At 71.9% G+C, this 25,841-nt stretch carries 14 protein-coding genes; 8 read left to right on the top strand and 6 right to left on the bottom strand.

Translation table 11 applies throughout. The features are described 5' to 3' along the window. Window positions 1–50: 50 nt before the first annotated feature. The 4 genes from AOM46_RS05240 to AOM46_RS05225 form a co-directional block, all read right to left on the bottom strand. Window positions 51–977: an NAD(P)-dependent oxidoreductase gene (locus AOM46_RS05240; protein WP_062206529.1), complete on the bottom strand. Its 927-nt coding sequence runs from the start codon at window positions 975–977 to the stop codon at window positions 51–53. A gap of 121 nt (window positions 978–1,098) precedes the next feature. Then, entirely contained in the window at window positions 1,099–2,016 is a 918-nt protein-coding gene (locus AOM46_RS05235) for a carbohydrate ABC transporter permease (RefSeq protein ID WP_078856503.1), read from the bottom strand. Further along, window positions 2,013–3,086 (bottom strand): carbohydrate ABC transporter permease, encoded by a 1,074-nt coding sequence (locus tag AOM46_RS05230; protein WP_234313644.1) that lies wholly within the window; start codon window positions 3,084–3,086, stop codon window positions 2,013–2,015. Before AOM46_RS05230 ends, AOM46_RS05235 begins: the two co-directional genes overlap by 4 nt. Next, on the bottom strand, window positions 3,083–4,423 hold the full coding sequence (locus AOM46_RS05225; RefSeq protein ID WP_234313643.1) for an ABC transporter substrate-binding protein: 1,341 nt from the start codon (window positions 4,421–4,423) through the stop codon (window positions 3,083–3,085). Before AOM46_RS05225 ends, AOM46_RS05230 begins: the two co-directional genes overlap by 4 nt. 176 nt (window positions 4,424–4,599) lie before the next feature. Here AOM46_RS05225 and AOM46_RS05220 point away from each other — a divergent pair, with 176 nt between their 5' ends. Together AOM46_RS05220 and AOM46_RS05215 are read left to right on the top strand one after the other, a co-directional pair. Next, window positions 4,600–5,967 (top strand): enolase C-terminal domain-like protein, encoded by a 1,368-nt coding sequence (locus tag AOM46_RS05220; protein WP_078856502.1) that lies wholly within the window; start codon window positions 4,600–4,602, stop codon window positions 5,965–5,967. 300 nt (window positions 5,968–6,267) lie between these two features. Next, window positions 6,268–7,461 carry an ROK family transcriptional regulator gene (locus AOM46_RS05215; protein WP_062206527.1) on the top strand — a complete coding sequence of 398 codons (1,194 nt, stop codon included), beginning with the start codon at window positions 6,268–6,270 and terminating at the stop codon, window positions 7,459–7,461. Between the two features lie 88 nt (window positions 7,462–7,549). Here the strand turns inward: AOM46_RS05215 and AOM46_RS05210 are convergent, their stop codons facing one another. Next, a complete protein-coding gene (locus AOM46_RS05210; protein WP_062206526.1) occupies window positions 7,550–10,606 on the bottom strand; it encodes a glycoside hydrolase family 38 C-terminal domain-containing protein in 3,057 nt (1,018 codons plus the stop codon). A 144-nt stretch (window positions 10,607–10,750) separates the two neighbouring features. Next, window positions 10,751–12,928 carry an ROK family protein gene (locus tag AOM46_RS31615; protein ID WP_062206524.1) on the bottom strand — a complete coding sequence of 726 codons (2,178 nt, stop codon included), beginning with the start codon at window positions 12,926–12,928 and terminating at the stop codon, window positions 10,751–10,753. A 214-nt stretch (window positions 12,929–13,142) separates the two neighbouring features. Here AOM46_RS31615 and AOM46_RS05200 point away from each other — a divergent pair, with 214 nt between their 5' ends. The 6 genes from AOM46_RS05200 (at window position 13,143) to AOM46_RS05175 (ending at window position 25,804) form a co-directional block, all read left to right on the top strand. After that, window positions 13,143–14,078 carry a sugar ABC transporter permease gene (locus AOM46_RS05200; protein WP_062206522.1) on the top strand — a complete coding sequence of 312 codons (936 nt, stop codon included), beginning with the start codon at window positions 13,143–13,145 and terminating at the stop codon, window positions 14,076–14,078. Continuing rightward, window positions 14,075–14,980: a carbohydrate ABC transporter permease gene (locus tag AOM46_RS05195; protein WP_062206520.1), complete on the top strand. Its 906-nt coding sequence runs from the start codon at window positions 14,075–14,077 to the stop codon at window positions 14,978–14,980. Before AOM46_RS05200 ends, AOM46_RS05195 begins: the two co-directional genes overlap by 4 nt. Window positions 14,981–15,059: 79 nt before the next feature. Further along, window positions 15,060–16,676 carry an extracellular solute-binding protein gene (locus AOM46_RS05190; RefSeq protein ID WP_062206517.1) on the top strand — a complete coding sequence of 539 codons (1,617 nt, stop codon included), beginning with the start codon at window positions 15,060–15,062 and terminating at the stop codon, window positions 16,674–16,676. Next, a complete protein-coding gene (locus tag AOM46_RS05185) occupies window positions 16,673–18,700 on the top strand; it encodes a DUF2264 domain-containing protein (RefSeq protein ID WP_234313642.1) in 2,028 nt (675 codons plus the stop codon). The genes AOM46_RS05190 and AOM46_RS05185 overlap by 4 nt, the downstream gene beginning before the upstream one ends. 2 nt (window positions 18,701–18,702) lie before the next feature. Next, a complete protein-coding gene (locus tag AOM46_RS05180) occupies window positions 18,703–21,876 on the top strand; it encodes a glycoside hydrolase family 38 C-terminal domain-containing protein (protein WP_062206515.1) in 3,174 nt (1,057 codons plus the stop codon). Then, window positions 21,857–25,804, top strand: a complete 3,948-nt coding sequence (locus AOM46_RS05175; RefSeq protein ID WP_199823927.1) for a discoidin domain-containing protein — start codon at window positions 21,857–21,859, stop codon at window positions 25,802–25,804. Before AOM46_RS05180 ends, AOM46_RS05175 begins: the two co-directional genes overlap by 20 nt. Window positions 25,805–25,841 lie beyond the last annotated feature (37 nt).

Raw genomic sequence — 25,841 nt, 5'->3', positions numbered from 1 at the left:
GTGGGGGTCCTCTCTGGGGGGACGGTGGTGGGGGCGGCCCATGGCCGCGGTCAGCCGGTGTGGGGTGGCCGCTCGTCGCGCCATGGGTGGTGCGGGCGGAACCCGAGGATCTCCCGGGCCCTGGTGTTGTCGAAGGCCGCGCTGTGCGCGGGAAGTCGGCGGGTCAGTCGGCTGTCGGGATGGTGGGCGCGCAGCAGTTCCTCGGTGGGTTGCAGGGCGGAGGTGTCGTCCGCGCTCACGGAGATCACATGGTGGCCGCTCAGCGGCTCGGTGAGGCCGGCCCGGACGGCGCGTGCCGCGTCCCGGGTGTCGAGCCAGGCCCAGAGGTCGCGGCGGTGGCCGCCCGGATCCTCGTGGACCCGGGCGAGTTGCCCCGTCAGCCGGTCGCCGGTGCCCACGAAGGGGAAGCGGAGGCAGACGGTCGGCAGCCCCCAGCGCCTGGTGCTGAAGGCGGCCACCTCCTCGGCGAGGACCTTGGAGAGCCCGTAGCAGTCCACCGCCATCGTGGGATGGTCCTCGTCCACCGGCACATACCTCGGGGACAGATCGCGGTCGGCCCAGGCCAGGCCGAAGGCCGAGACGCTGGAGGCCAGCACCACCCGCCGCACCCCGTGCCGGCCGGCCTGTTGGAGCACCACAAAGCTGCCCAGCACGTTCTGGTCGAGCGTCTCCTCCTCGGAGACCTGCCCTGGAGCCGGGATCGCCGCCAGATGCGCCACCCCGGCTACCGGGCCGTCCGGCCCCAGCAGGCAGGAGGCGACGAAGTCGGCGTCCCTGATGTCACCGACCGGGCAGCCGGCGGCCCTGTCGTCCGCGAACGGCACCCGGTCGGTGGCGATCACCCGGAGGCCCGCGTCCACACAGGCCCCCACGACATACCGCCCGATCCCCCCGGCGGCGCCGGTGACCAACACCGTGTCACCGGCGCCCAGGGGGGCCTGGCGCGCCCGTCGCCCGTCCGGCGCGCGCTCGCTCATCGCCGCCTCCTCCGACCGGTGTCGAAGGAGCGGGGACGATCGGTGTCACACCTCAAGGGTGTTCCTCCCAGGGAGAGTCGGTGCGGGGTGCGGGGAGCGGGGGTGTGGAAGGAGCGGGGAGTCAGCCCTTGACCGCCCCCATCAGCCCGTTGACGAAGTACCGCTGCGCGCTGAAGAAGAGGATCACCACGGGGATCACCATGATCAGCGCGGCGGCCATCAGCGAGTTGTACTGCACCACGTTCTCCGACTGCATGGCCTGGAGCGCGATCGGCAGCGTGTAGCTGTCCGGGTCGTTCAGCGAGACCCTGGTCAGCTGGTACTCGTTCCAGGTCGGGATCGCGGTGAGCAGGGCGATGGTGATCAACGCCGGTCGTGCCAGCGGCAGATAGACGGTGGCGAAGATCCGCAACTCGCCGGCACCGTCCACCCGGGCCGCCTCCCGCAGCTCCCCGGGAACGGAGTTGAAGGAGCTGGTCAGCAGCAGCACCGCCAGCGGGGCGCTGCCGTTGACAAAGGGCAGCACCAGCCCCCAGTGGGTGCCGAGGATGTTCAGTTCGTGCTCCAGCAGCACGATCGGCAGCAGGGTGACCACGCCGGGGACGAAGAGCAGCACCAGGAACAGCCGGTAGAAGGCCGTCCTGCCCGGGAAGCGCAGCACCGCGAAGGCATAGGAGGCGGCCGCGTAGATCACCACCACCAGCACCGTCGTCAGAAGGGTGACCTTGAGGCTGTTCAGGAAGTAGTCGAAGAAGTTGAGCTTGCTCCAGGTGTCGGAAAGGGTCGACAGCGTGGGCGACTTGGGGATCAGATGACCGCCCGAGACCACTTCCTCGTTGTCCTTGAACACCGCCGAGACCATCCACAGGAAGGGATAGAGGCTGATCGCCGCATAGAACGCCAGCAGCAGTCCGATGATGCTCCTGGCCACCAGGGTGCGGGTCGGTGGACGCCCCCGCCCCCGACCGCCGGGCCCGAGGGGGCGGGCGGCCGCGCGCCCCCGTCTCGGTGCGCTGACCGTGTGCACGGTGTCGGTCATCCGACCCTCCGCAACGCTCGCTGGTTGACGATGGCGACGACCAGAGCCGCTATGAAGAGCAGCCAGCCCAGGGCGCTGGCCAGCCCGAGCGTGGGCGCCAACTCCGAGAGGAAGGCGAGCCGATAGGTCTCAAGCCCCAGCACGTTGGTGCTGTTGCCCGGCCCGCCATTGGTCATGATCAGGAAGATCTGGAAGCCCTGGAGCGAGTCCCGCAGGTTGAGCAGCACGATCACGGCGGTGATCGGTCGCAGCAGCGGCCACACCACGCTCAGCTGGGTGCGCCACCATCCCGCGCCGTCCAGTTGGGAGGCCTCAAGCAGGGATCTGTCCAGCGCCTGGAGCCCAGTGAGATAGAGCAGCATGGCGACGGGCACCGACGACCACACCATCACCACGATCAGGGTCGGCAGGGCGGTGTCCGGGTTCCCCAGGAAGCCCTCCGGCTGCGAGAGCGACCCCATGCCCAGGCTCTTGAGCAGCAGGTTGATGGCCCCGTTGGGCTCCAGGATGTACTGCCAGGCGAAGTAGACCGCGATGCCGGTGGTCACATAGGGCAGGAAGTACACCGAGCGCAGCAGTCCGCCGAAGCGCCTGGCCGAGTTGAGCACCACCGCCAGCGGGAAGCTGATCGCCACCGTCAGCAGCGGCACCGCGATCATCACCCAGAGGGTGTTGGTCGCCGCCTCCCGCACCGCCGGGGCGTGCACCGGGCTCCGCCACAGCAGATCCGCGTAGTTGTCCAGTCCGACCCAGTTCCACCGGGGCCAGAAGCCGTTCCATTCGGCGAAGCTCAGCAGAAAGCCGTAGACGATGGTGTAGACGCCCATGATCCCGAAGAGCACCAGCGCCGGGGCGGCGAAGGCGTAGCCCCAGGCGGCTTCCCGTCTGCGCTGCCCGCGTGCCGCGCGGATCGCCCGCGCCGGGGCTTCCCCGGGCCCGTCGGTGTTCCGACGCCCGGTGGCGTTCCCGCGCTTCCCGGCCGCCGGCCGTTCCCCGGGCCTGCCGGGCGCGCCGCGTCCGGCCCCGGACGACCCCGGAGGGGCCGCTTCTGAAGATGTCTCGCCGCTCAACGCCGTGACTCCGCCCAGTAGGAGTTGATGAGATCGGACAGCGCCTCGCCGGACCGCTCCGCGTCCCTGCGCGCCAGCGGGGCGAACTCGGCGAACACGGCCCCGACATCGGCCGCGTCATAGCCGTTGGGCTTGTAGCTGGTGTCCCCGGCGTGGTAGGCGTCCTCGCTCTCGCCCAGCGAGGCGGCCATCGCGCCCAGCACGGGCCCGACCGCCTCCTCGGGGCGCGGCCCCAGATCGTTGGGCGGCAGGTCGAGCGCGGTCTGCGCGAACTCCCGCGCCACATCGTCCCGGGAGAGGAAGCGCACCCACTCCAGCGCCGTGTCCATGTTGCCGCCCTCCCTGACCACCGAGAGGCCGGTCAGCGCGAAGGGCTTGAGCTCCATGTCCGGCAGCGCGGCGCCCTCGGGCGGCGGGATGGGGAAGGTGAGGAGGTTGTCGGGGTCGACGCCGTTCTCGGCGAGGAAGGCCAGGGTGAAGGTGCCCCCGACCACAAAGGTCGACTCGCCGTGGGCGAACGACAGGTCCGCCTCGTCGATCCCCAGGATCCCGGTGCCCGGCGTCCAGTAGGGATTGACCTGACCGAAGGTCTCCAGCGTCCGCACCCCGGTCGGCGACGACCAGTTGACCTCCGGGTCCTCGGAGAAGAGCGCCGGATAGGCGTCCGGGCCCAACTGGCCGTAGGCCATGGGCTGGAGCATCCACTCAAGGCCCGTCGACGGCACCTTCATGCCGATGGTGACGCCGCCGTTGTCCGGGAACTCCTGGCCCACCGCGTCGAGCATCGCGATGAACTCCTCCCAGGTCTCCGGGGCTTCGGTGAACCCGGCCTGCTGGAGGCGTTCCTTGTTGGCGTAGACGATGCCGAAGGTGCCCACGGTGAACGGGACGCTGTAGCGCTCGCCCTCCTGGATGCCCACGGTGGCCGCGCCGGGCGCCAGCGACTGTTCGTAGAACTGTCGGGTGACGGTGCCGTCCTGGGCGACCGGGGGGAGGAACCGCTCGGTCCACTCCTCGGTGACATCGTCCGAGAGGTCTTCCAGCAGGCCGGCGCCGCCGAAGCTGAAGTCGCTGCCGTTGGCGTGCACTTCGAGGACGTCGGGAAGGTCGTTGGTCCTGGCGGAGGCCGCCACCTTGGTGTTGTAGGCGTCGTCGGGCGTATAGGCCTGGATCTTCACGGAGACCCCGGTCTCCCGTTCGAAGATCTCCGCCGCCGCCTCAAGACCCGCGACATGGGACTGCTTGAACGTCCACATCTCCAACTGGTCGGGGTCGTCGCTGCCTTGGCCGCCACCACAGGCGGCGAGCACCGTGGTCAGCGCGAGGGCTACCCCCAATGTCTTGCTCCGCCGAGTGGTACGGCGGGGATGTGGTGGGGCCACGTTGCCCATCCTTTCCCGGGAGTCGGCCCGCGGGGAGCGGTGTGCCCCGGAAGCTAAATCGAGTTGATGTACGGTGTCAACGCTCGTCACACGCCGAAACAACCTCGGCGGCCGACCTCCGGAGATCTCCTATGGCGTCAGCAGAGCAACCCCCAGAGCCCCTTGACCCCCCGCTTGACCTCCCGTTCGACCTCCCTCCCGACCCCCGGCCGCGACCGGCCGACGACGGTCCGTCGCGCGAACTGCTGGCCCCCGCCCCCTGGGCCGGCGACGCCGGCTCCCCACGGGTGAAGGGCGTGCGCACCTTCCTGTGCGCGCCCCAGGGCTGCCCGTATGTGATCGTCAGGGTCGAGACCGACCAGCCGGGGCTCTACGGCCTCGGCTGCGCCAGCGACCCCCAACGCACCCTGGCGGTCAGGGCGGTGATCGACTCCTATCTCGGTCCGCTGCTGCTGGGCCGGGACAGCGCCGATATCGAGGACATCCACCGTCTGCTGCTCAACAGCGGCTACTGGCGTGGCGGTTCGATCGCCCAGAACGCGCTGGCCGCGCTGGATGTGGCGCTCTGGGACATCAAGGGCAAGGTCGCCGGGCTTCCACTGCACGCCCTGCTCGGCGGGCGGGCACGGGAGTTCGCCGCCGCCTACACCCATGTCGACGGGCGGGACGCCGACGAGGTGGCCGAGCGCGTGCTGGCCGCCGCCGCCCGGGGCTACCGGCATGTCAGGGTGCAGGTCCCGGTGCCGGGGTCCGACACCTATGGCGCCGGGCCCGCCGACGCCGTTGAGGCCGAGCGGCGCCGGCTGCGCACCGGCGTCTGGGACTCCACGGCCTATCTGCGCCAGGTGCCCGCCGTGCTCGCCGAGGTGCGGGAGAAGGTCGGGCCCGATGTCGAGTTGCTGCACGACGTGCATGAACGACTCTCCCCGGCCGAGGCGTTCACGCTGGTCAGGGAGGTGGAGCCGGCCCGTCTCTTCTTTCTGGAGGATGTGCTGGCGCCGGAGGACATGGACCACTTCCCCCGGCTGCGGGCGGCGGGTTCGGTGCCGCTGGCCGTCGGCGAGCTGTACCACGACGCGCAGATGTATCTCCCGCAGCTGCGGGCGGGCGCGATCGATTTCGCGCGGATCCGGATCCCCACCCTGGGCGGACTCACGCCCACCCGCAAACTCGTCGCCGCCTGCGAGCTGTTCGGGGTGCGCACCGCGCCGCACGGGCCCGGCGACGTGAGCCCGGTGGGGATGGCGGCCAATGTCGCGCTGGACATCTCCTCGCCGGCGTTCGGGGTGCAGGAGGCGGCCAGGTTCACGGAGGCGACGCTTGAGGTGTTCCCCGGCGCCCCCGTGCCCCGGGACGGCGGGCTGCGCCCCTCGTCGGAGCCGGGGCTCGGCGTCGACTTCGACGAGCGCGCGGCGGCCCGCCATCCGGTGACCGAGCCTTTGGAGCACGACCGTTGGGCGTTGCTGCGGACGGTGGACGGCAGCGTGGGGCGGCCCTGAGGGAGGAGTCCGGGCGTCGCCCGGGGAGGGGCCCCCGGTTCCGGGACCGGGACGCCTCACAACCTCCATCGTATTGATTTAGGATGTGGTTCTGGCGGCCGGGAACAGAGTCCTCCGGCGGCCGGGAGTAGATTGGGCGGTCGGGCGGCCATGGGCGGTTGTCCTGGCCAGCGGCCGAGGCCGGAGCCGGAGCGGGGACGCCGTCGGGATGCCGGGGACGCCACCCAGGCGTGTCGATCGGCCCCGACGGCCGGGGTGTTCGACGCACTCCCCGACGTTTCGTCCTGGAGGACATAGGCGATGGGCAGGCAGCAGTTGACGATCCGGCGTGGCACCAACCTGCCCCGCATGGGCGACTTCAACGAGTCCGTGGTGCTGGACGCGATCCGTCGGGTTCCGGAGGGGCTGAGCCGGGTGGAGCTGGCGGAGGCCACCGGCCTGTCCGCGCAGACCGTCTCCAATATCTGCCGCCGGCTGCTGGACCACGGACTGGCGCGGGAGACCGGCAAGAAGAGCACGGGCACCGGCAAACCGCGCACCCTGCTCCAGGTCAGCCCGGAGGCCAGGTTCGCCGTGGGGGTGCATCTGGACCCCGCCGTGATCACCTATGTGGTGCTGGATCTGCTGGGCCGGGTGGTGACGCGTCTGCGGACCCCCACGCCGCGCGTCGCCGATCCGGATCACACGTTGGCCGGCATCAGCGCCTCGCTCCAGACGCTCATCGAGGAGTCGGGGGTGCCCAGGGAGCGGATCCTCGGCGTGGGGATCGCCGCCCCCGGGCCGGTGGACATGTCGGCCGGACTGGTGGTCGATCCCCCCGAGTTGGAGGGCTGGGGCCGGGTGCCGCTGCGGGACTTCCTCAGCGTGGAGACCGGGCTGCCGGTGCTGCTGGACAAGGATGTGATCGCCGCAGCGACGGCCGAGCGCTGGGCCGGCGCGGCCACCGACACCGGCAACTTTCTCTTTTTCTATCTGGGCACCGGCTCGGGGATGGGCCTGGTCGTCGAGGACACGGTGCTGCGCGGCGTATCGGGCAACGCCGGCGAGGTCGGCGGGCTCGGCGCGGCCTGCACCACCCGGGCCATGGTGGACGAAGGCATTCAACTGGGCGTGCTGGGCCATGAGTTCACCCCGCTCGGCCCCAGGGACGCCGAGCGCGGGCTGGCCGAGCTGAGCCGGTTGGCCGAGGAGAACGCCACGGCCGGCGACATCATCGACCGCTGGGCGGTGCGGGTGGGCCGGGGCGTCGCCGCCGCCGCGACGCTGGTGGACGCGGAGATGATCGTCTTCGGCGGCCCGATCTGGACCCATCTCCGGGACCGTTTCCTGCGGATCATCCCGGACATGGTGGAACAGTCGCCGTTTGTGAAGAAGATCCACCCCACCGTCGTGACCAGCACCGGGGTGGGCGAGGACGTGGGCGCGGTGGGGGCCGCCTGCCTGGTGCTGGACCGCACCCTCTCGGCGCGCCCCCAGTCCCTCCTCCTGCGGTAGTCCGCCGGCGTCAACAGCCCCCGACGCGCGGGCCGGTCGCATCACGCGCCGGCCCGCGCGCCGTTCGGGACGCTCGTCCCGGCAACGTCTAGCCGCGCGCCGCCGGGGTGAGCCGCAGGGTGCGGATCTCGAACGGTCGCAGCGTCAGCCGGGCCAGGTCGGGGGCCGGTTCGTCGGCCAACGGCCGTTCCAGCAGGTCGGTCACGGCCGCGTCGGCGACGGCGAAGTCGGTGCCGAGCCGCGCCGTCGCGCGGCCGCCCAGGGACTCGAAGAGCCGGATCACCAGATCGCCCGAGCCGTCGTCGGCCAGTTTGACGGCCTCGATCACCACGGCCTCGTTGTCCAGGGACACCAGCGGCGCCACCGGTCGGTCGCCCGGGACCCGGCGTTCGGGCAGGTTGAAGTGGTAGCCCTCGCGGATGGCGTCGCCGAGCGAGGCGCCCACCACCAGGGCGTACCGCAGCCGGTGCTGTCCCAGGTCCGCCTCCGGGTCGGGGAAGCGGGCGCCGCGCAGCAGCGAGAGCCGCAGCGTGGTGGTGGAGCCGCCGTCCGCGCGGACGTCCCTGGTCACCTCGTGTCCGTAGGAGGAGTCGTTGACCAGCGCCGCGCCGAAGCCGGGCTCCTCGACCTGGAGGTAGCGGTGGGCGCAGAACTCGAACTTGGCCGCCTCCCAGCTGGTGTTGCTGTGGGTGGGGCGCGGGGTGTGGCCGAACGGGATCTCGCCGCGCGAGAGTTCGGCCCGCAGGTCGAGCGGGAACGCCGCCTTGAGCAGCCGTTCGCGCTCCCGCCAGTCCACGAACGTGTCGATGTCCAGGCGGCGGACGCCGTCCGGCAGGGTGAGCGTCTGCTCGATCCGGGACGCGCCCACCGTGCGGACCACGCGCACGCCGCCGTCGGGCGTCGGCGTCACCTCGTCCGCCTCGGTCAGGTCGGTGACCGCGTTGCGGTAGAAGCTGTCGATGTCCCAGGCGTCCCACTGGTTGGGGAAGTCCTGGTGCAGCTGGAGCAGGTTGGCGGCCGATCCGGGGGCGACTGTCTCGCGGTCCGCCTCGATGTCGTGGATCGAGGTGACGAGACCGCGTTCGTCGACGGTGACCCGCAGCAGTCCGTTGTCCAGGACGAACGGCGTGGTGTCGGCGAGCGGACGGGGTGCCGTGGGGGCAGGCGCCGGGCTCGCGCCCAGCGCCGGGACGCCGCCGCGCGCGTGTGGGGCGGCGTTGAAGACCAGGGTGCCGCCCGCTTCGGCCGGTCCCGCGAGGGCGCGCTGCGCCCCGTCGATCAGCTCGCCGAGTTCGGCCGCGACCCGGGCGTAGGTCTCCTCGGCCTCCTGGTGGACCCAGGCGATGGAGGAGCCCGGCAGGATGTCGTGGAACTGGTGGGTGAGGACGGTCTTCCAGATCCGGTCGAGCCGCTGGTACGGGTAGTCGGCGCCGGTGCGCAGGGTGGCGGTGGCGCACCACAGCTCGGCCTCGCGGAGCAGGTGTTCGCTGCGCCTGTTGCCCTGTTTGGTGGCCAACTGGCTGGTCAGGGTGCCCCGGTGGAGTTCCAGATAGAGCTCGCCGACCCAGACGGGGGCGTTCTCCCCGTACTCCTCGTGGGCCTTGGCGAAGAACTCGGCGGGGCCCTCGATCGTCACCCGGGCCGAGCCGGCGAGGTCGCCCAGCCGGGCGGCGCGGCCCAGCATCTCGCGGGTCGGACCGCCGCCGCCGTCGCCGTAGCCGAAGGGCACCAGGGAGCGGTTGGCCAGGCCCTTGTCCCGGAAGTTGCGCTCGCTGTGCGCGATCTCCCGGCCCGACAGCTCGGCGTTGTAGCTGTCGACGGGCGGGAAGTGGCTGAAGATCCGGGTGCCGTCGATGCCCTCCCACCAGAAGGTGTGGTGCGGGAAGTCGTTGGTGGTGTTCCAGGAGATCTTCTGGGTGAGGAACCAGCGCACCCCGGCCAGCTTCATCAGCTGCGGCAGGGCCGCGTTGTAGCCGAAGGTGTCGGGGAGCCACATCTCCTCGGTCTCGATCCCGAACTCGTCCAGGTAGAACCGCTTTCCGTGGACGAACTGGCGGGCCAGCGACTCGCCGCCGGTGATGTTGGTGTCCGGCTCGACCCAGAGGCTGCCGGCGGGCAGGAACTGTCCGGTGCGCACCTTCTCCACGGCCCGGGCGAAGACCTCGGGGCGGTGCTCCTTGAGCCAGGCGAGCTGCTGCGCCTGGCTCATCACAAAGCGGAACTCGGGGTGTTCGTCCATCAGCGAGGTGACATTGGCGACGGTGCGCGCCACCTTGCGGACGGTCTCGCGCAGCGGCCAGAGCCAGGCGGTGTCGATATGCGCGTGGCCCACGGCGGAGATCCGGTGCGCGCCCTCGACGGCGGGGACGGCCAGCGCGGGGGCGAGGTGCCGCCTGGCCTCGGTCGCGGTGCCGGCGATGTCATGGAGGTCGACGGCGTCCAGGGCGTTCTCCACGGCGCGCAGCAGCTGCCAGCGGCGGGTGTCCTCCTCGGGCAGTTCGGCCAGCAGGCCGCCCAGCACGTCGAGGTCCCGGGTCAACTCCCAGACGTCCGGGTCGAAGACGGCCAGCTCGGCCCTGGCCAGCCGGTAGATCGGCTCGCCGGCCTCGCCGCCGTCACCGGTGCCGTCGCCCAGCCAGGGCGCGCGGTCCCCCGAGCGGGTGGGGAGGAAGGGCACGCCGCCGGGGCCGTCGTCGAGGATCAGCGGGTTGGCGGCGGCCTCCACATAGAAGACGAACTCCTCGCCGCCGACGGCCTTCTCGGCCACGGTGAGACAGGCGTTGCGCGGGTTGAGCGCTTTGACGGGGGAGCCGTCGGCGCGGTAGGCGAGCCCTTCGGCTGCGAAGCCGGCCTTGGTGGCGTCGAAGCCGAGATCCAGCACCGCCTCGACGCGTCGACCGGCCCATGCGGGCGGCACGGTGCCGCTGACCCGGAACCAGCAGGTGGACCAGGCGGGACCCCAGCGGTGGCCGACGGAGACGGGGCGGTACTCGGCCCGCAGGCCGTCGGCGACGGGCACGGGTTCGCCGGACACGGGCCACACCCCGATGTCGAGCGGGACGCCGTGCGCGTGCACGGCGGGGATCAGACGCTGGGTGAGCACGCGGTGGAGGCGTCGTTCGATAAGGGCGGGGTCACGATGCATGACTGTTATGAAAAGCCAATGGATGTATTAAGTCAACGCCGCCGGTGAGCCCCCTCGTGCGGTCCCGCTTCGGCCGCCGCGGGGCAGATGGAGAAGTCCGGTGCGGCGCACGGGAGTTCGCCCCACCCTGCGGCGGCAAGCAACTTAGTTGCCGTCCAGCGGGATGGAGGGACCGGCCGCAGGGGTGACATGGGTGCGCAACCGGGGCGCGAAGGCGGCGTGGAACACGCTGGACGCCGCCCCGACCGCCGCCGCCGACTCGTTGAGCAGCGAATGCGCCACCCGCACCCGACGGATGTCGCGGGCCACCGGGAAGCGGTTGACCGCCGTGTCGATCTCCGAGAGGAACAGGTCCGTCACCTCGGGCCGCACGGCCGGGCCGCCCACGATCAGCAGCGCGGTGTCCAGCAGGTCCGTCACGCCCACCGCGCCCCTGGCCACCACCCTGGCCACCGAACGGAAGATCTCCCGCGCCCCCTCGTCCCCCGCGAGGACGGCGGCGCAGGCCCGTTCGTAGGCGCCCGGCTCCTCAGCGGAGACCAGCCCGGCGGCCGCCGCCCGCTCCACCACGGTGGGCATCGGCGCGCATTCGGCGACCATCGCGGGGCCGCCCTCCGGGGTCAGCCGGCCCACGCTCAGCGCGCACAACTCGCCGAACTCCCCGGCATTGCCGGTGCGTCCACGGTAGACATCGCCGTTGAGAAAGGCGCCGCAGCCGGCCCCCGCGCCCAGATAGAGATAGACGAAGTCGCCCGCCCGCTCGGCGGCGCCGATCCAGCGCTCGCCGATGGCGGCGGCCGTGACGTCCTTCTCCAGGATCACCGGGATCTCCAGCCGTTTGGCCAACTCGTCGCGCAGGGCGACATCGTGCCAGCCGTCGAAGAGCGGCGGGTTCCTGATCACCCCGGCCTCGGCGTCCAGCGGCCCGGGCACCGCGACGCCCACGCCCAGCAGCGGATCGGAGGCGGGGCGGCCGGCCACGACGGCCTCCTGGGCCATCCGCGTCACCTGCGCGATCACCCACTCCGGATCGCGCCGCTCGTGCAACGAGACCTGACGCCTGGCCACCACGCCGCCGCACAGGTCCACCACGACCTGGGTGATCATCTCCGGGTCCAGATGGATGCCGATGGCGTGCGCGGCGTCCGCGCGCAGCCGCAGCGGCACCCTCGGCTTGCCCTTGCCCGCCGGCCGATGGGCGTCCTCCACCAGGAACTCGGAGGTCAGCAGATTGCGGGTGATCCGCGAAACCGCCTGCGGGGTCAGCCCGGTGCGCTGGGCGATCTCCACCCGGCTGAGCGCGCCCGCCTCCCTGATGCTCTCGATCACCAGCTTCTCGTTGAACGAGCCCAGGGCCAGCTGGTCGAAGGCGCGCGGCGTGCGCGGCGGCGGTCCGGGGGCCGCGCCCTCGTCGGGCCGGCGCCATACCGAACGGTCCGAACGCAGCGCGTCGAGCAGCGAGTCCAGCATCGGGCGCGCGGTGGCGGGGGAGTGCAGCAGCTCCAGGGAGCAGATCGCGCTCAGGGTGGCCGACCAGCTCATGGAGTCGGGCGCCAGATGCCAGGTCTCGTCGCCGACCTCGGGCCCCGACTCCTCCAGATCGCCGGCCGGATCCCAGACCAACAGCCGGGAGGGGCCGATGCGTTGGGCGCCGTCACCGACGGTGTGCAGCAGCGCGGTCAGCTCGGCGCGGGCCTCGGGCGACACCCGCAGCCGGCTGGCGCGCGGCAGCGAGAGCTCCGCGGCCAGCGCCGTGTTGCGCGCCATCCGCTCGGCGGCCGGCGCGGGCGATCCCGGCCGGCGCGCCTCGTCCAGCCGCTCGGCGACCACCAGGACGGTGGCCTCCGCGTCCCGCCAGAGGCCGAGCAGCAGCGGCTGGTCGCAGCGCAGCGGCGGATCGGTCGGCATGGTGACCGGGGAGAACGTCTCGCCGTCGACGCCCCAGCGGCGCCATACCGCGCTCAACGCCGTGTGCGAGATGCCCAGATGGTCGGCGAGGGCGCGCGCCGACCAGGCGCGACGCGGGGCCGGCGGGCCCGCCAGCGTCGCGGCGATCACATCCGCCTCGTCTATCCGGGGTGGTCGGCCGCTGCGGGGCCGGTGCTCCAGACCCTCCAGGCCCTGGGCCGCGTAGCGGTTGCGCCAGGAGGTGACGGTGGGGCGGGAGATGCCCAGGGCGCGGGCGCTGTCGGAGATGGAGATGCCGTTGGCGGCGTCCAGGATGATGCGGGCGCGCACCTCGCGATCCTCGCGCCCGGCCGCCCAGTTGAGGAGCGCCTGCCGCGCCGTCTCGGAGAGCGGTAGTTCCGGAAGGTCATGCATGGGCCCATCCAACACCTTCCCGCGCCTCCTGTAAAAGTACTAATTGACCATCCATCGTCGAGACGCACGGGACAACTGTCCACTATGTCCCATTCCTTGAGGGTGCTCGACCCGGAGATGTGGGGGAGTCGCCGAGATTTCCCGACGCGAAGCATTGACTTAGACAATCCATTGAATTTACATAGCCCCCGTCTCAGCGCACGAAGGGGAACCTATGAGCACACTCGACGACCGGGAGACCCGGCCGAGGCGGCGCCGACCGCGCGATCTGGCGCTGTTCTGGTTCGCGTTGCCGGGAGCGGCGGTGTTGCTGCTGTTCCACTACGTCCCGTTGCTGGGCAATGTCATCGCCTTCCAGGACTACCAACCGTTCATCGGCATCGGCGACAGCCGCTGGGTCGGCTTCGACAACTTCTCGGTGATCTTCGACGGCGACCAGGAGTTCCTGAGGGCCCTGGTCAACACGCTGCAACTCACCCTGATCCAGGTGGTGTTCGTCTTCCCCGCCCCCATCGCCCTGGCGCTGCTGCTCAACAGCCTGCTCAGCGAGCGGGTGAAGCGCGTGGTGCAGAACATCCTGTACCTGCCGCACTTCCTGTCCTGGGTGGTGGTGGTCGCGATCTTCCAGCAGATGCTCGGCAACTCGGGCCTGCTCAACGTCTTCCTCGAAGCCCAGAACCTCGGCAGCTGGAACATCATCGGCGACCCCGACACCTTCAAGGCGCTGCTGACCTCCCAGGTGATCTGGAAGGACACCGGCTGGGGCACCATCCTCTTCCTGGCCGCGCTGGCCCGGGTGGACAGCGACCTCTACGAGTCGGCCGCCGTGGACGGCGCCAGCCGCTGGCGGCAGACGTGGCATGTGACCCTGCCGTCGCTGCGCGGCCTGATCATCCTGCTGGCCATCCTGCGGCTGGGCGACGCGCTCAGCGTCGGCTTCGAGCAGATCATCCTCCAGCAGACGGCCGTCGGCATGGAGAACAGCGAGGTCCTGGACACCTACGTCTACAACAACGGCCTGATCGCCGGCCAGTGGGGAGCCAGCGCGGCCGTCGGACTGGTCAAGGGCGTGGTCGGGGTCGCCCTGGTGTTGGGAGCCAACAAACTCGCCCATCTCGTGGGCGAGGAAGGGATCTACAAGAAGCGATGAGCCGAGCGACCACCTACAGCGCCGTGCCGGGGCGCACCCCGGCCTCCCCGGCCTGGCGTGTCCTGCGAAGCCTGATCCTGCTGGTCTGCTGCCTGCTCGTGATCATCCCCTTCGCCTCCATCGTCTCCACCTCGCTGGCCGACGCCGAACAGGTCAACGCCACCGGCGGCTTCGTCCTCTGGCCGGACAACCCCTCGCTGGACGCCTACCGCGCGATACTCAGCGGCGGGATCGTCTCCCGCGCCATGATGGTCAGCATCGGCGTCACCGTGGTGGGCACCGCGCTCAGCCTCACCACCACCGCGCTGCTGGCCTGGGGCATCTCCCGGCCCGGCTCCTTCGGGCACCGGCCGATCCTGCTCCTGCTGGTGCTGTCCATGCTCTTCGTGCCCGGCGTGATCCCCAGCTATCTGCTGGTCAAGGAGCTGGGCCTGATCAACAGCTACTGGGCGCTGATCCTGCCGATGATGATCAACGCGTTCAACGTCATCGTGCTGCGGTCGTTCTTCATGAGCATCCCGCGCGAGATCCTGGACGCCGCGAAGATCGACGGCGCCGGCGAACTCACCGTCCTCACCAGGATCGTGGCGCCGCTCTCCAAGGCGGCGCTCGCCGTGATCGGCCTCTTCTACGCCGTCGCGTACTGGAACTCCTTCTTCAACGCGATGCTGTTCATCAACGAGTCGGCCAAGTGGCCCATGCAGCTGGTGCTGCGCACCTATGTCGTCAACAACGCCGCCATCGGGGCCGGTGAGGCCAACGCGGCGGGCGCCACGCTGCCGCCGTCCTACGCCCTGCAGGCCGCCATCCTCGTGCTCTCCATCATTCCCGTGATCCTGGTCTATCCGTTCCTGCAGCGGCATATGACCAAGGGCGTGATGCTCGGCGCGGTCAAGGGATGAGGGCCGACCAGGGATGACACCAGGGACGAGACCAGGGATGAGACCAGACACCCCCGCACCGCGCGCAAAGGAACCACTCATGGGCCATGCCCTCACCCGCCGAAACCTGCTCCGCGGCGGCCTCGGCATCACCGCGGGACTCGCCCTCGCCGGCTGCGGCGACGGACCGGAACTGCCGCCGGCCTCGCTCAACGCCGATGTGCGGCTGCCCGACTTCGTCCCCTACCAGGGCGTGGAGACCGCCTACCCCGGCACCGAGGCCGGCGTGCTGGAGGGGCATCCGCACTATCCGGAGCGGCCCGCCGTCGCCTTCCCCGACGGTCCGCCGGCCGCCGGCCCCGGCATCTCGATCATGACGTTGATCTTCAACCCGGTGCCGCCACCGGTCGGCCGCAACACCTACTGGCGCGCGCTCAACGACCAGATCGGCACGGACCTCTCGTTCGAGATCGTGCCGGTGGGCGACTACCCCACCAAGCTGTCCGTGGTGGTCGCCGGCGGCGATCTGCCGGACGCGATGGCGATCCTGCCGCAGACGGCACAGCGCCCCGCGATGTTCCACGCCCTCTTCGAGGACCTTTCCGAGCATCTGTCGGGCAGCGCCGTGCGCGACTACCCGTTCCTGGCGAACCTGCCGACCCAGGGCTGGCGCACCACCGTCTACAACGGCGGCATCTACGGTCTGCCGATGCCGCGCGCCGCCGCCGGCTCGGCGATGCTCTTCCGCGCCGACCGGGTCGCGGAACGCTCCCTCAACCCGCGCCCGGCCAGCTTCGACGAGTTCAAGGAGCTGTGCGTCGGGCTGACCGACCGGGGCGCCAACCAGTACGCCGTCGGCGACCCGCTGACCACCTTCTACTTCGTGCTGGAGATGCTGGGCGCGCCCAACAAGTGGCGGCAGAGCGGCGGCCGGTTCGAGTACTGGCTGGAGTCCGAGGTCGTCGAGGAGGCGCTGGAGGCCATGCGCCAGCTGGTCGCCGAGGAGGTCATCCACCCCGACGGCTTCAACGTGGTCGGCCGGTTCAAGGACTGGTTCGGCAGCGGCCAGATCGCCGTCAACTACGACGGCGTCGCCGGCTGGAACGACTACTACCGCAACTACGCGTCCGGCCACGAGGGCTTCGCGCTCGACGCCATGGTCGCGCCCGGCTTCGACGGCGGCCCCGGCACCCACTGGGCCGGCCCCGCCAGCTTCGGCACCCTGGTCCTCAAGAAGGCCCCCAAGGAACGCATCCGGCAACTCCTGCGCGCCTGCGACGCGTTGGCCGCGCCGTTCGGCACCGACGCCTATCTGCTGCGCAAGTACGGGGTGCCGGACGTCAACCACGAGATGCGGGGGTCCGACCCGATCCTCACCGAGACCGGACGGGTGGAGACCACCCTGCCCACCCTGTTCGTCACGGACGCGCCGCAGACCCTCTACCTGCCCGAGTGGCCGGACGTGGTGCCCGTGCAGCACGACTACCACCACCGCGCCGTGGACGTGCTGGTCCGCAACGACGCCGAGGGCCTGTACTCGGACACCGATGTCACCCTCGGCACCCAGCTGGAGATCCGCCTCTTCGACGACCTGCGCGCCATCATGCGGGGCCGCGAACCCGTCTCCTCCTGGTCGTCCAGGATCGCCGACTGGCGCCGCGAGGCCGGCGACACCATCCGTGCCGAGTACCAAGAGTCCTGGGAGAACTTCGCGTGACCCCCACCGAGTCTGTGACCCCCACCGAGTCCGTGCCGTCCGCCGGGCACCCGTCCTTCCGCGCCCGGTGGGAGGAGACGGCCGACCGGCTGCTGCTCGCCGTGCGCCCGTACGCCACCGAGCGGCACGCCGGGATCCACCTGCCGGGCCCGCCCAGCGTCAACGGCCGCCGGAGCGACGGCCTTGAGGGTTTCGCCCGCACCTTTCTGCTCGCCGCCTTCCGGCTGGCCGGCGCGCGCGGCGCCGATCCGCACGGCCTCGCCGACTGGTACGCCCGGGGCCTCACCGCCGGGGTCGACCCGAGCGGCGCCGAACGCTGGCCCACGTTCGCCGAGTGCAACCAGGCCAAGGTGGAGGCCGCCTCCATCGCCATCGCCCTGCACGAGACCCGCCCCTGGATCTGGGACCGGCTCACCGACCCCACCCGCGCCCGACTCCTGGACTGGCTGGGCGGGATGGTCGGCGACACCATGCCGGGCAACAACTGGATCTGGTTCCAGGCGATCACCGAGGCGTTCAGCTCGACCGTCGGCGGCCCCTGGCGCGCCGACGACCTGGAGCGCACGATCGCGCTCACCGACCAGTGGTACACGGGCGACGGCTGGTACAGCGACGGGCTGACCGGCGGCGCCCACCGCAACTACGACCACTACAACGGCTGGGCGATGCACTTCTACCCGCTGTGGTTCTGCCGGATCCTCGGCGAAGCGGCGCCCCCGGGACGCCTCGACCACTACCGGGAACGGCTCCGCCGCTTCCTCGACGACCACGCCCATCTGGTCGGCGCCAACGGGTCCCCGCTGATCCAGGGGCGCTCCCTCACCTACCGGTTCGCCACCCTGGCGCCGGTCTGGGCCGGGGAGTTGTTCGACGCCACGCCGTACCGGCCCGGGCTGACCCGGCGGCTCGCCGGCGCCACCCTGCGGCACTTCCTCGACCGGGGCGCGGCCGACGAGAACGGTCTGCTCACGCTGGGCTGGCACCACCCCTTCCCCCGCATCCGCCAGGTGTACTCGGGGCCCGCCTCGCCGTACTGGGCCAGCAAGGGCTTCGCCGGACTGCTGCTGCCGGCCGACCATCCGGTGTGGACGGCTCCCGAGGAGCGGCTGCCGGTGGAACGCGGCGACTTCGCCCGCACCCTGGCCGCCCCCGGCTGGCTGGTCTCCGGCACCGCGCGGGACGGCGTGGTGCGGGTGGTCAACCACGGCAGCGACCACGCAGATCCGGCCCGGTTCGCCTCCGACGACCCGGTCTACGCCCGGCTCGCCTACTCCACCCACACCGCGCCCGAGATGCCGGCCGATCCGGCCGGCGGGCCGCTGGACTCGACGGTCACCCTGCTGAACGAGGCGGGGTTCGCGGCCCACCGCAGGCCGCTCACCCGGATCCGGGTCAGGGGCGGCATCGGCGTCTCCCGCAGCCGGGCGCACTGGCCGGCCGACGAGGAGTGGGATCCGTTCGGCGGGCCCGAAACGGAGTACCGCACCGGCCCCTGGATCACCGTGGCATCCGCGCTGCGCGGCGCCGTCGAGGTGCGGATCGCCCGCGTCGACGCCGCCGAACCCGCCGACGGGGACCGCCCGTTGACGCTGCGGTTCGGCGGCTGGGCGCTGCCGGTGGCCGATGCCGGCAGCGGCTGGACCCGCCGGGACACGGTCGGCGCCAGGGCGCGGGTGACCGGCGCGAACGGGCTGGTCTCCAGCCTGGTCGCGCTGCGCGGCCTGGGCCGTCCGCTGGTGCGGCAGCACGGCGACAGCAACCCGCTGGGGCCGCGCTCCGCCACCCCCGTGCTGACCAGCGGCGGCCCGGTGCGCTTCGGCGAGATCTACGCGGCCGCCGCGCACCTGGGCGACGAACGGCTCGACCTGGCCGCCCTGCCCGCCCTGTCCCTCGCCTCCGAGGGCGGCGTCGCCACCGCGCCCGGCACCGACATCGTCACCCTCGACTGGCCGGACGGCGGCCACGACACCGTCCGACTGCCGTCCGTATCCGACACGACGGCCACATCAACAGAGAGCTACTGATCGTGCATGACAACCGACGGCTGATCGAGGAACGCGTCACCGTCTTCCTCGCCGACCAGCTGAGCCCGGCCCTCTACGGCCCGAGGGTGCCGTTCGCGTTGACGGTCTGGCGCGCGCCCGGCGAACCGGTGCCGGTCCTGGAGGCGTTGACGGCCGACTACCGGCCGTTCCGGCACGGCGAGCCCTGGGGCGGCCCCTGGGCCACCACCTGGCTGCGGGCCGAGGCCACCGTGCCCGCCGACTGGGCGGGACGCCGCGTCGAGGCCGTGTTCGACCTCGGCTTCGACTATGCCAAGGGCCCCGGCGGGCAGGCCGAGGGCCTGGTGCACACCGCGTCCGGCACCCCGATCCAGGGCCTGCACCCCTACAACCGCACCGTGTTGCTCGCCGAGTCCGCCACCGGCGGGGAGCCCGTCGAACTGCTGGTCGAGCTGGCCGCCAACCCGCCGATCGTCGCCAGCGCGGGCCGGGGCACCCACTACGGGGACCGGGCCACCGCCGGCGACGAACCGCTCTACCGGCTTGAGGTCGCCGAGCTCGCCGTCCGCGAGGACGACGTCTGGCATCTGCTGCACGACATCGGCGTGTTGGACCAGCTGATGCGGGAACTCCCGCCCGAGACGCCCCGCCGGCACCGGATCCTGCGCGCGCTGGAGCGCGCCATGGACGCCGTGGACCCGACGGATGTCGCCGGTACGGCGGCCCTGGGCCGCCGGGAGCTGGCGCCCGCGCTGGCCAGCCCGGCGCATGCCTCGGCGCACACCGTGCACGCCGTCGGGCACGCCCATATCGACTCGGCCTGGCTGTGGCCGGTCCGCGAGACCATCCGCAAGTGCGCCCGCACCTTCGCCAACATGACGACGCTGGCCAAGGAGTACCCGGGGCTGGTCTTCGCCTGCTCGTCGGCCCAGCAGTACGCGTGGATCAAGGAGCGCTACCCGGAGATCTTCGAACGGATCAAGGAGGCCGTCGCGGACGGCAGTTGGGTGCCGGTCGGCGGCATGTGGGTGGAGGCCGACGGCAATCTGCCCGGCGGCGAGGCGCTGGCCCGCCAACTCGTCCACGGCCGGCGGTTCTTCGCCGAGGAGCTGGGCGTCACGACGGACGGCGTGTGGCTGCCCGACTCCTTCGGCTACACCGCCGCCTACCCCCAGCTGGCGACCCTGGCCGGCGCCCGCTGGTTCCTCACCCAGAAGCTGTCGTGGAACGAGACCAACCGGCTGCCGCACCACACCTTCGACTGGGAGGGCATCGACGGCACCCGGATCTTCACCCACTTCCCGCCCATCGACTCCTACAACGCCGAGCTGACCGCCGCCGAACTCGCCCACGCCGAACGGAACTTCGCCGACAAGGCGACGGCCGGGCACTCGTTGGCGCCGTTCGGCTTCGGCGACGGCGGCGGCGGGCCGACCCGGGAGATGCTGGAACGCGCCGCCCGGCTGCGCGATCTGGAGGGCTCGCCCCGGGTCCGCCTCGCCGACCCCGGCGCCTTCTTCGCCGAGGCCAGGGCCGAGTACGAGCGGGGCGACGAACGGCTGCCCGTCTGGCGCGGCGAGCTGTATCTGGAGACCCACCGCGGCACCTACACCAGCCAGGCCCGCACCAAACGCGGCAACCGGCGCGCCGAGTCGCTGCTACGGGAGGCCGAACTCTGGTCCGCCACCGCCGCGTTGACCACCGGATTCGACTATCCCCACGAGCGACTCACGAAGCTGTGGCAGCGGGTGCTGCTCAACCAGTTCCACGACATCCTGCCCGGCTCCTCCATCGCCTGGGTGCACCGCGAGGCCGAAGCGGTCTATGGCGAGATCCACGCGGAGCTGGAGCGGATCATCGACCGGGCGCTGACCGCGCTGGTCCCCGACCGGGACGCGCCCGACGGGGTGACCGTCTTCAACGCCGGCCCGTTCGACCGCACCGGCGTCGCCGTGCTGCCGCCCGGCAGCCCCGAGCCCGCCGGCGCGCAGCGGCTCGCCGACGGCCGGATCGCGCTCCCAGCCCACGCCCCGGCGCTCGGCGGCGGTGCGCCCGCCCCGGCGCCCGCACCGGTCGTCGGGGTCGCCGCCGCCGACGGCGAACTGCTGCTGGACAACGGGCTGGTGCGGGTGGTGATCGACGCCAGGGGCCTGGTCACCTCGCTCTACGATCCGGTCGCCGACCGGGAGACCATCGCGCCCGGCGCCGCCGGCAACCTGCTCCAGATCCACCCGGACGACCCCACCAAATGGAGCGCCTGGAACATCGACCGCTCCTACCGCAATGTCGTCCGGGACCTGGACCGGGCCGAATCGGTCACCCTCGTCGACGCCGGCCCCCAGCTGGCCGTCGTCCGGGTGGAACGAGCCTTCGGCGCCTCCCGGTTGACGCAGACCCTCGAACTGGCCGCCGGCAGCCGCCGGTTGACGGTCCGCACCGATATCGACTGGCAGCAGCGGGACACCGTGCTCAAGGCCGCCTGGCCGCTGGACATCCACGCCGAGCACGAGAGCGCCGAGATCCAGTTCGGCCATGTGCGCCGCCCCACCCACACCAACACCAGCTGGGACGCGGCCCGTTTCGAGCTGTGGCACCACCGCTGGCTGCATGTCGGGGAGCACGGCTGGGGCGCCGCCCTCCTCAACGACTCGACCTATGGCCATGACATCGCCCGCGACACCAGGCCCGAGGACGGCGGCACCACGACCACCGTCCGGCTCAGCCTGCTGCGCGCCCCGCACAGCCCCGACCCGCAGGCGGACCGGGGGCGGCACAGCTTCGCCTACGCCATCGAGGCCGGCGCCGATCTGGCCGCCGCGCTCGCCGGCGGCTACGACCTCAACCTCCCGCCGCGCGTCCGCCCCGGCGCGGCGGAGATCGCGCCGCTGGTCGCGGTCGACGACGAGCAGGTGGTGATCGAGGCCGTCAAGCTCGCCGACGACCGCTCGGGCGATCTGGTCGTGCGCCTCTACGAGGCCCATGGCGGCGCCGCCCGCACCACCCTGACCACCGCCTTCCCCCTCGACCGGGCCGCCGACTGCGATCTGTTGGAGAACCCGGAGCGGCACCACCCGATCAACCGGCACCACCCCGCGATCCCGTTGCGGCTCCGGCCGTTCGAGATCCGCACTGTTCGGCTCACTCCGTCCCCCAGGAACCGGGAGGAAGTTCGTGCCCATGTCAGTGAAACCCCCTAGGAGATCGAAGGTCGGGCTCCGCCGCCTGACCGTCCCCGTGGCGCTGCTGGGCCTGGCCCTGGCCGGGCCGCTGCCCGCCGCCGCCCACGCCCGACCGGCCGCCCCCGCGCCCGCGCCCGCACCCGTCGAGGCGGACGCCATCGGCCGCCTGATGTACCCGGAGGGCGTCGGCGCCGACCTCGGCCCCGAAGCCACCACCCTCGGCCTGGCGGCCACCGCAGGCGAGAACGAGGAGGGCCTGGTCACCGGCGAGTTCGAGGGCCGCGGCTACTGGGCCACCGATCTCGCCGCCGGCACCGACCATCTGGCGCTGACCGCCGACGAGGAGTGGCTGGCCGCGCTCCCCGCGACGGCGTCCCGCGTGGTCAGCGTCACCTACCGGGACACCGGGGCCGACGAGCTGCTGCTCAACAGCGGCGACGCCGAACTGCGGCTGCCCGTCGAGGGCGAGGACGGCTGGCGCACCGCCGCCCTTGAGCTGCCGCCCGAGGCGGACGGCTCGTTCCGGCTCTCCGGCGAGGACGACGGGGAGCCCGCCGACATCACGGTCGCCGCCGTCCGGATGGGCGTCGCCGGCGCCAACGCCAGCCTCGGCCCCGCGCCCACCGGCGAGGAGGTCACCTTCACCGCCGGCGACAGCCCCGCCGGGCTGGTCACCGGCGACCACGAGGGCCGCGGCTACTGGCGCACCGACCGCGCCGCCGGCACCACCTACTTCTACGCCAATGTCGCCGACACCCACGCCTACGCGGTGACCGGACAGACCCTGATCAGCGTCGACTACCTGGACGAGGGCCCCGGCAGCGTCGAGTTGCAGTACGACTCGCCCGAGGCCGCGTTCAAGTCGGCGGACCCGGCCGAGCAGACCGACACCGGGGAATGGGTCACCCACACCTTCGCGCTGGACGACGCCCAGCTCACCAACCGCGCCAACAACAACGACTTCCGCCTCGCCCCCGGCGGCGGGGACGCCGTCGAACTCACCGTCTCCGCCGTCCGGATCGCCGTGCTCGCCGACAGCCTGGCGCCCACCACCGGGCTGGTCCGCCATCTCGACCACGCCGAGCGGCTGCTCGGCACGGTCCGCGAGGGCGACCGGGACGGCCAGTACCCGGCGGGCACCCGCGACGCGCTGCGCGCCGCCATCGACGCCGCCCGCGCCGTCGCCGAGGACCCGGGAACCACCGAGGAGCAGGCCAGGGAGGCGCTGCGCACCCTGGACGAGGAGCTGACCGCCGCCCGGGCCACCGCCCACAGCACCAACCTCGCCCGGGGCGCCGCGATCAGCGCCAGCAGCGGCGAGGCGCCGGAGGCCGCCGTCGACGGCTCCCTTGACACGGCGTGGACCAGCTCCGAGGACGGCGCCGGCGAATGGCTGACCGTCGACCTCGGCGCGGCCACCGCCGTCAACGATGTGCGGCTCTCCTTCGACGACCGCTATCCCTCCGCGTTCACCGTCCGGACCTCCACGGACGGCGAGGACTTCACCGATGTCCGGGAGGCCGGCGGCACCGGGCCCGACCGTGGCGTCCGGGTGCGGTTCGACACCGTCGAGGCCCGCTATGTCCGGGTCGACCTGCACGGCTACGGCGAGGACGCCACCCGGCAGACCGTCACCGAGTTCGAGATCCGCGAGGCGGCGGTGGCCACCCCCGAACCCCGGCTGGTGGACACGGAGTTCCCCACCGAGGACTGGATCGTGGCCGACTTCGACGCCACCGACTTCGGCGCCGACCCCACCGGTGAACAGGACTCGACCGACGCCATCCAGCGCGCCGTCTACGCCTGTGTGGACGCCGGCGGCGGCACCGTCTGGCTGCCGTCCGGCAGCTATCTGGTCAGCGACACCATCGAGGTGCACGCCTTCTGCACGGTGCGCGGCGACCACAACCCGCACTACCGGGACGCCTCCCGGGGCGGGTTGGGCACCGTGGTCGTGGCCGATCTCGCCCCCGGCGACGACGGCCCCAGCCTCTTCCGGATCGGCGGCAGCGCCGGCGTCATCGGCCTGACCACCTACTACCCGAACCAGAGCGCCGAGGAGCCAGTCCCCTACAACCACACCTTCGAGATCCCGGGCCGGGCCTGGATCGGCAACGAGAACTACATGATGGCCACCGTCGCCGAGGTGACCCTGCTCAACTCCTACCGGGGCATCGGGATCAGCACCATGCCCAGCGACCAGGGCGAGGCGCCGTCCGGCGGCCAGACCCACGAGTCCACCACGCTCCGCGACATCCAGGGCACCGTCCTCTTCGAGGGCGTCCGCGCCTACAACGGCGCCGACGTCGGCACCTGGCAGAACGTCCACCTCAACAACGGCTTCTGGGCCGAGGCACCCGCCGCCTACGACCCGCCGGAGCGCGCCACACTCGACGCCTGGACCAGGGCCAACGGCACCGGGCTCGTCCTGGGCGACCTGGAATGGGACGAGTTCATCGACATCGGCGTCGCCGACTACCGGATCGGCATCGACGTCGTCGAGGGCCAGCGGATCAACTTCGCCGGCTCCTTCGTGAGGACCGAGGTGCGCAGGACCGATATCGCCGTGCGCACCGCCGACTTCACCTCGCGCTGGGGCTTCGGCCTGGTCGACAGCGTGCTGGAGGGCAGCGAGGCTTCCGTGCAGAACCGGGGCGAGCTGTATGTGAAGCTCACCGACACCGAACTGACCGGACCCACCAGCGGCACCGTCCACGAACTCCCCGGCGAGGCCCCGACCTACGAGCCGGCCACCACCCCCAGGGCCGAACGCGGCGTGCTCTACGAGACGGACGCCCCGCGGACCGTGGGCGTGCTGCCCGAGACGGACGCCACCGACGCCATCCAGGCAACGCTGGACGCGGCCTCGGCCGACGGCGGCGGCATCGTCTATCTGCCGGCCGGCTGGTACCGGGTCGACGGCCATCTCACGGTGCCGGCCGACGTGGAGCTGCGCGGCGCCTCGCCGATCGCCAACCGCGACCTGCTGGGCGCCAGCGGCGGCACCGTGCTCTTCGCCCGCGAGGGCCGCGACACGGACGACCCCGAGGGCGCGACGGCGCTGATCACCCTGGCCGGCGACCGGGCCGGCGTGCACGGACTGCGCGTCTTCTACCCGGAGAACAACCCGGGCGCCGAAGAGGGCCTGGCGCCCTACCCGTTCACCATCCGGGGCAACGGCGCCGGCACCTATGTGGTCAACGTCGGCATGCCCAACGCCTGGCTGGGCGTGGACATGGCCACTCACCGCAACGACGGCTTTGTCATCCGCAAGCTCTCCGGCGCGTTCCTGGCCGGCGGCATCACCGTCGGCGACAGCGCCGGCGGCCGGATCGAGGGCGTGCTCTCCAACGGCAACGCCACCGCCAGGGTCGGCTACGCGCTGCCCGACTGGGGCCTGGAGAAGCAGATCTTCCCGCAGGTCATCGACAGCCACACCCGCGCCCGGTCCGATCTGGTCACGGTCGAGGGGGCGAGCGACCTGCAGACGCTGAACGTCTTCGGCTACGGCTACCACAGCGCGCTGGTGGTCAGCTCCGGTGAGGTCACGGCGTTCAACCTGGGCTCCGACAACCTGCACGAGGAGGGCTACACCGTCCACGCCGGCGAGGACGCCGAGGTCACCGCCGTCAATGTGATGCGCTACAACGGCACCACCAGCACCGGACCGGTCACCCTGCTCAATGTGATGGCGCTCTACATGGTCAACCACCCGGTCACCGCCGAGGCCGCCCCCGAGGACGGCGGCACGGTCACCGTCCGGGGCAACATGACCGAGCCGGGCGCCTACGAGGAGGGCAGCGAGATCACCGTCACCGCCGAACCGGCCGACGGCTTCAGCTTCGACCACTGGGAGTCCGACGGCCAACCCCTCGGCACCGAACCGACATTGACACTCCCCGTCACCGCCCCCACCGAACTGACGGCCCACTTCACCGACAACTGACCCCCTCCCCCCACCCGCCGCCCCGGCCCCACCGCCC

It is taken from the genome of Streptomyces sp. NBRC 109706 (assembly GCF_000974485.1).
Classification (GTDB): Bacteria; Actinomycetota; Actinomycetes; order Streptomycetales; family Streptomycetaceae; genus Streptomyces.
Note: the sequence above shows the minus strand (reverse complement) of the source record. Positions and strands in the feature narration are given on the sequence as shown.

What these genes read in the sequence shown, in the direction of transcription:
- AOM46_RS05240 (WP_062206529.1), bottom strand. Translation starts at nt 977, where the DNA reads ATGAGCGAGCGCGCGCCGGACGGGCGACGGGCGCGCCAGGCCCCCCTG.
- AOM46_RS05235 (WP_078856503.1), bottom strand. Translation starts at nt 2,016, where the DNA reads ATGACCGACACCGTGCACACGGTCAGCGCACCGAGACGGGGGCGCGCG.
- AOM46_RS05220 (WP_078856502.1), top strand. Translation starts at nt 4,600, where the DNA reads ATGGCGTCAGCAGAGCAACCCCCAGAGCCCCTTGACCCCCCGCTTGAC.
- AOM46_RS05215 (WP_062206527.1), top strand. Translation starts at nt 6,268, where the DNA reads ATGGGCAGGCAGCAGTTGACGATCCGGCGTGGCACCAACCTGCCCCGC.
- AOM46_RS05210 (WP_062206526.1), bottom strand. Translation starts at nt 10,606, where the DNA reads ATGCATCGTGACCCCGCCCTTATCGAACGACGCCTCCACCGCGTGCTC.
- AOM46_RS31615 (WP_062206524.1), bottom strand. Translation starts at nt 12,928, where the DNA reads ATGCATGACCTTCCGGAACTACCGCTCTCCGAGACGGCGCGGCAGGCG.
- AOM46_RS05200 (WP_062206522.1), top strand. Translation starts at nt 13,143, where the DNA reads ATGAGCACACTCGACGACCGGGAGACCCGGCCGAGGCGGCGCCGACCG.
- AOM46_RS05195 (WP_062206520.1), top strand. Translation starts at nt 14,075, where the DNA reads ATGAGCCGAGCGACCACCTACAGCGCCGTGCCGGGGCGCACCCCGGCC.
- AOM46_RS05190 (WP_062206517.1), top strand. Translation starts at nt 15,060, where the DNA reads ATGGGCCATGCCCTCACCCGCCGAAACCTGCTCCGCGGCGGCCTCGGC.
- AOM46_RS05175 (WP_199823927.1), top strand. Translation starts at nt 21,857, where the DNA reads ATGTCAGTGAAACCCCCTAGGAGATCGAAGGTCGGGCTCCGCCGCCTG.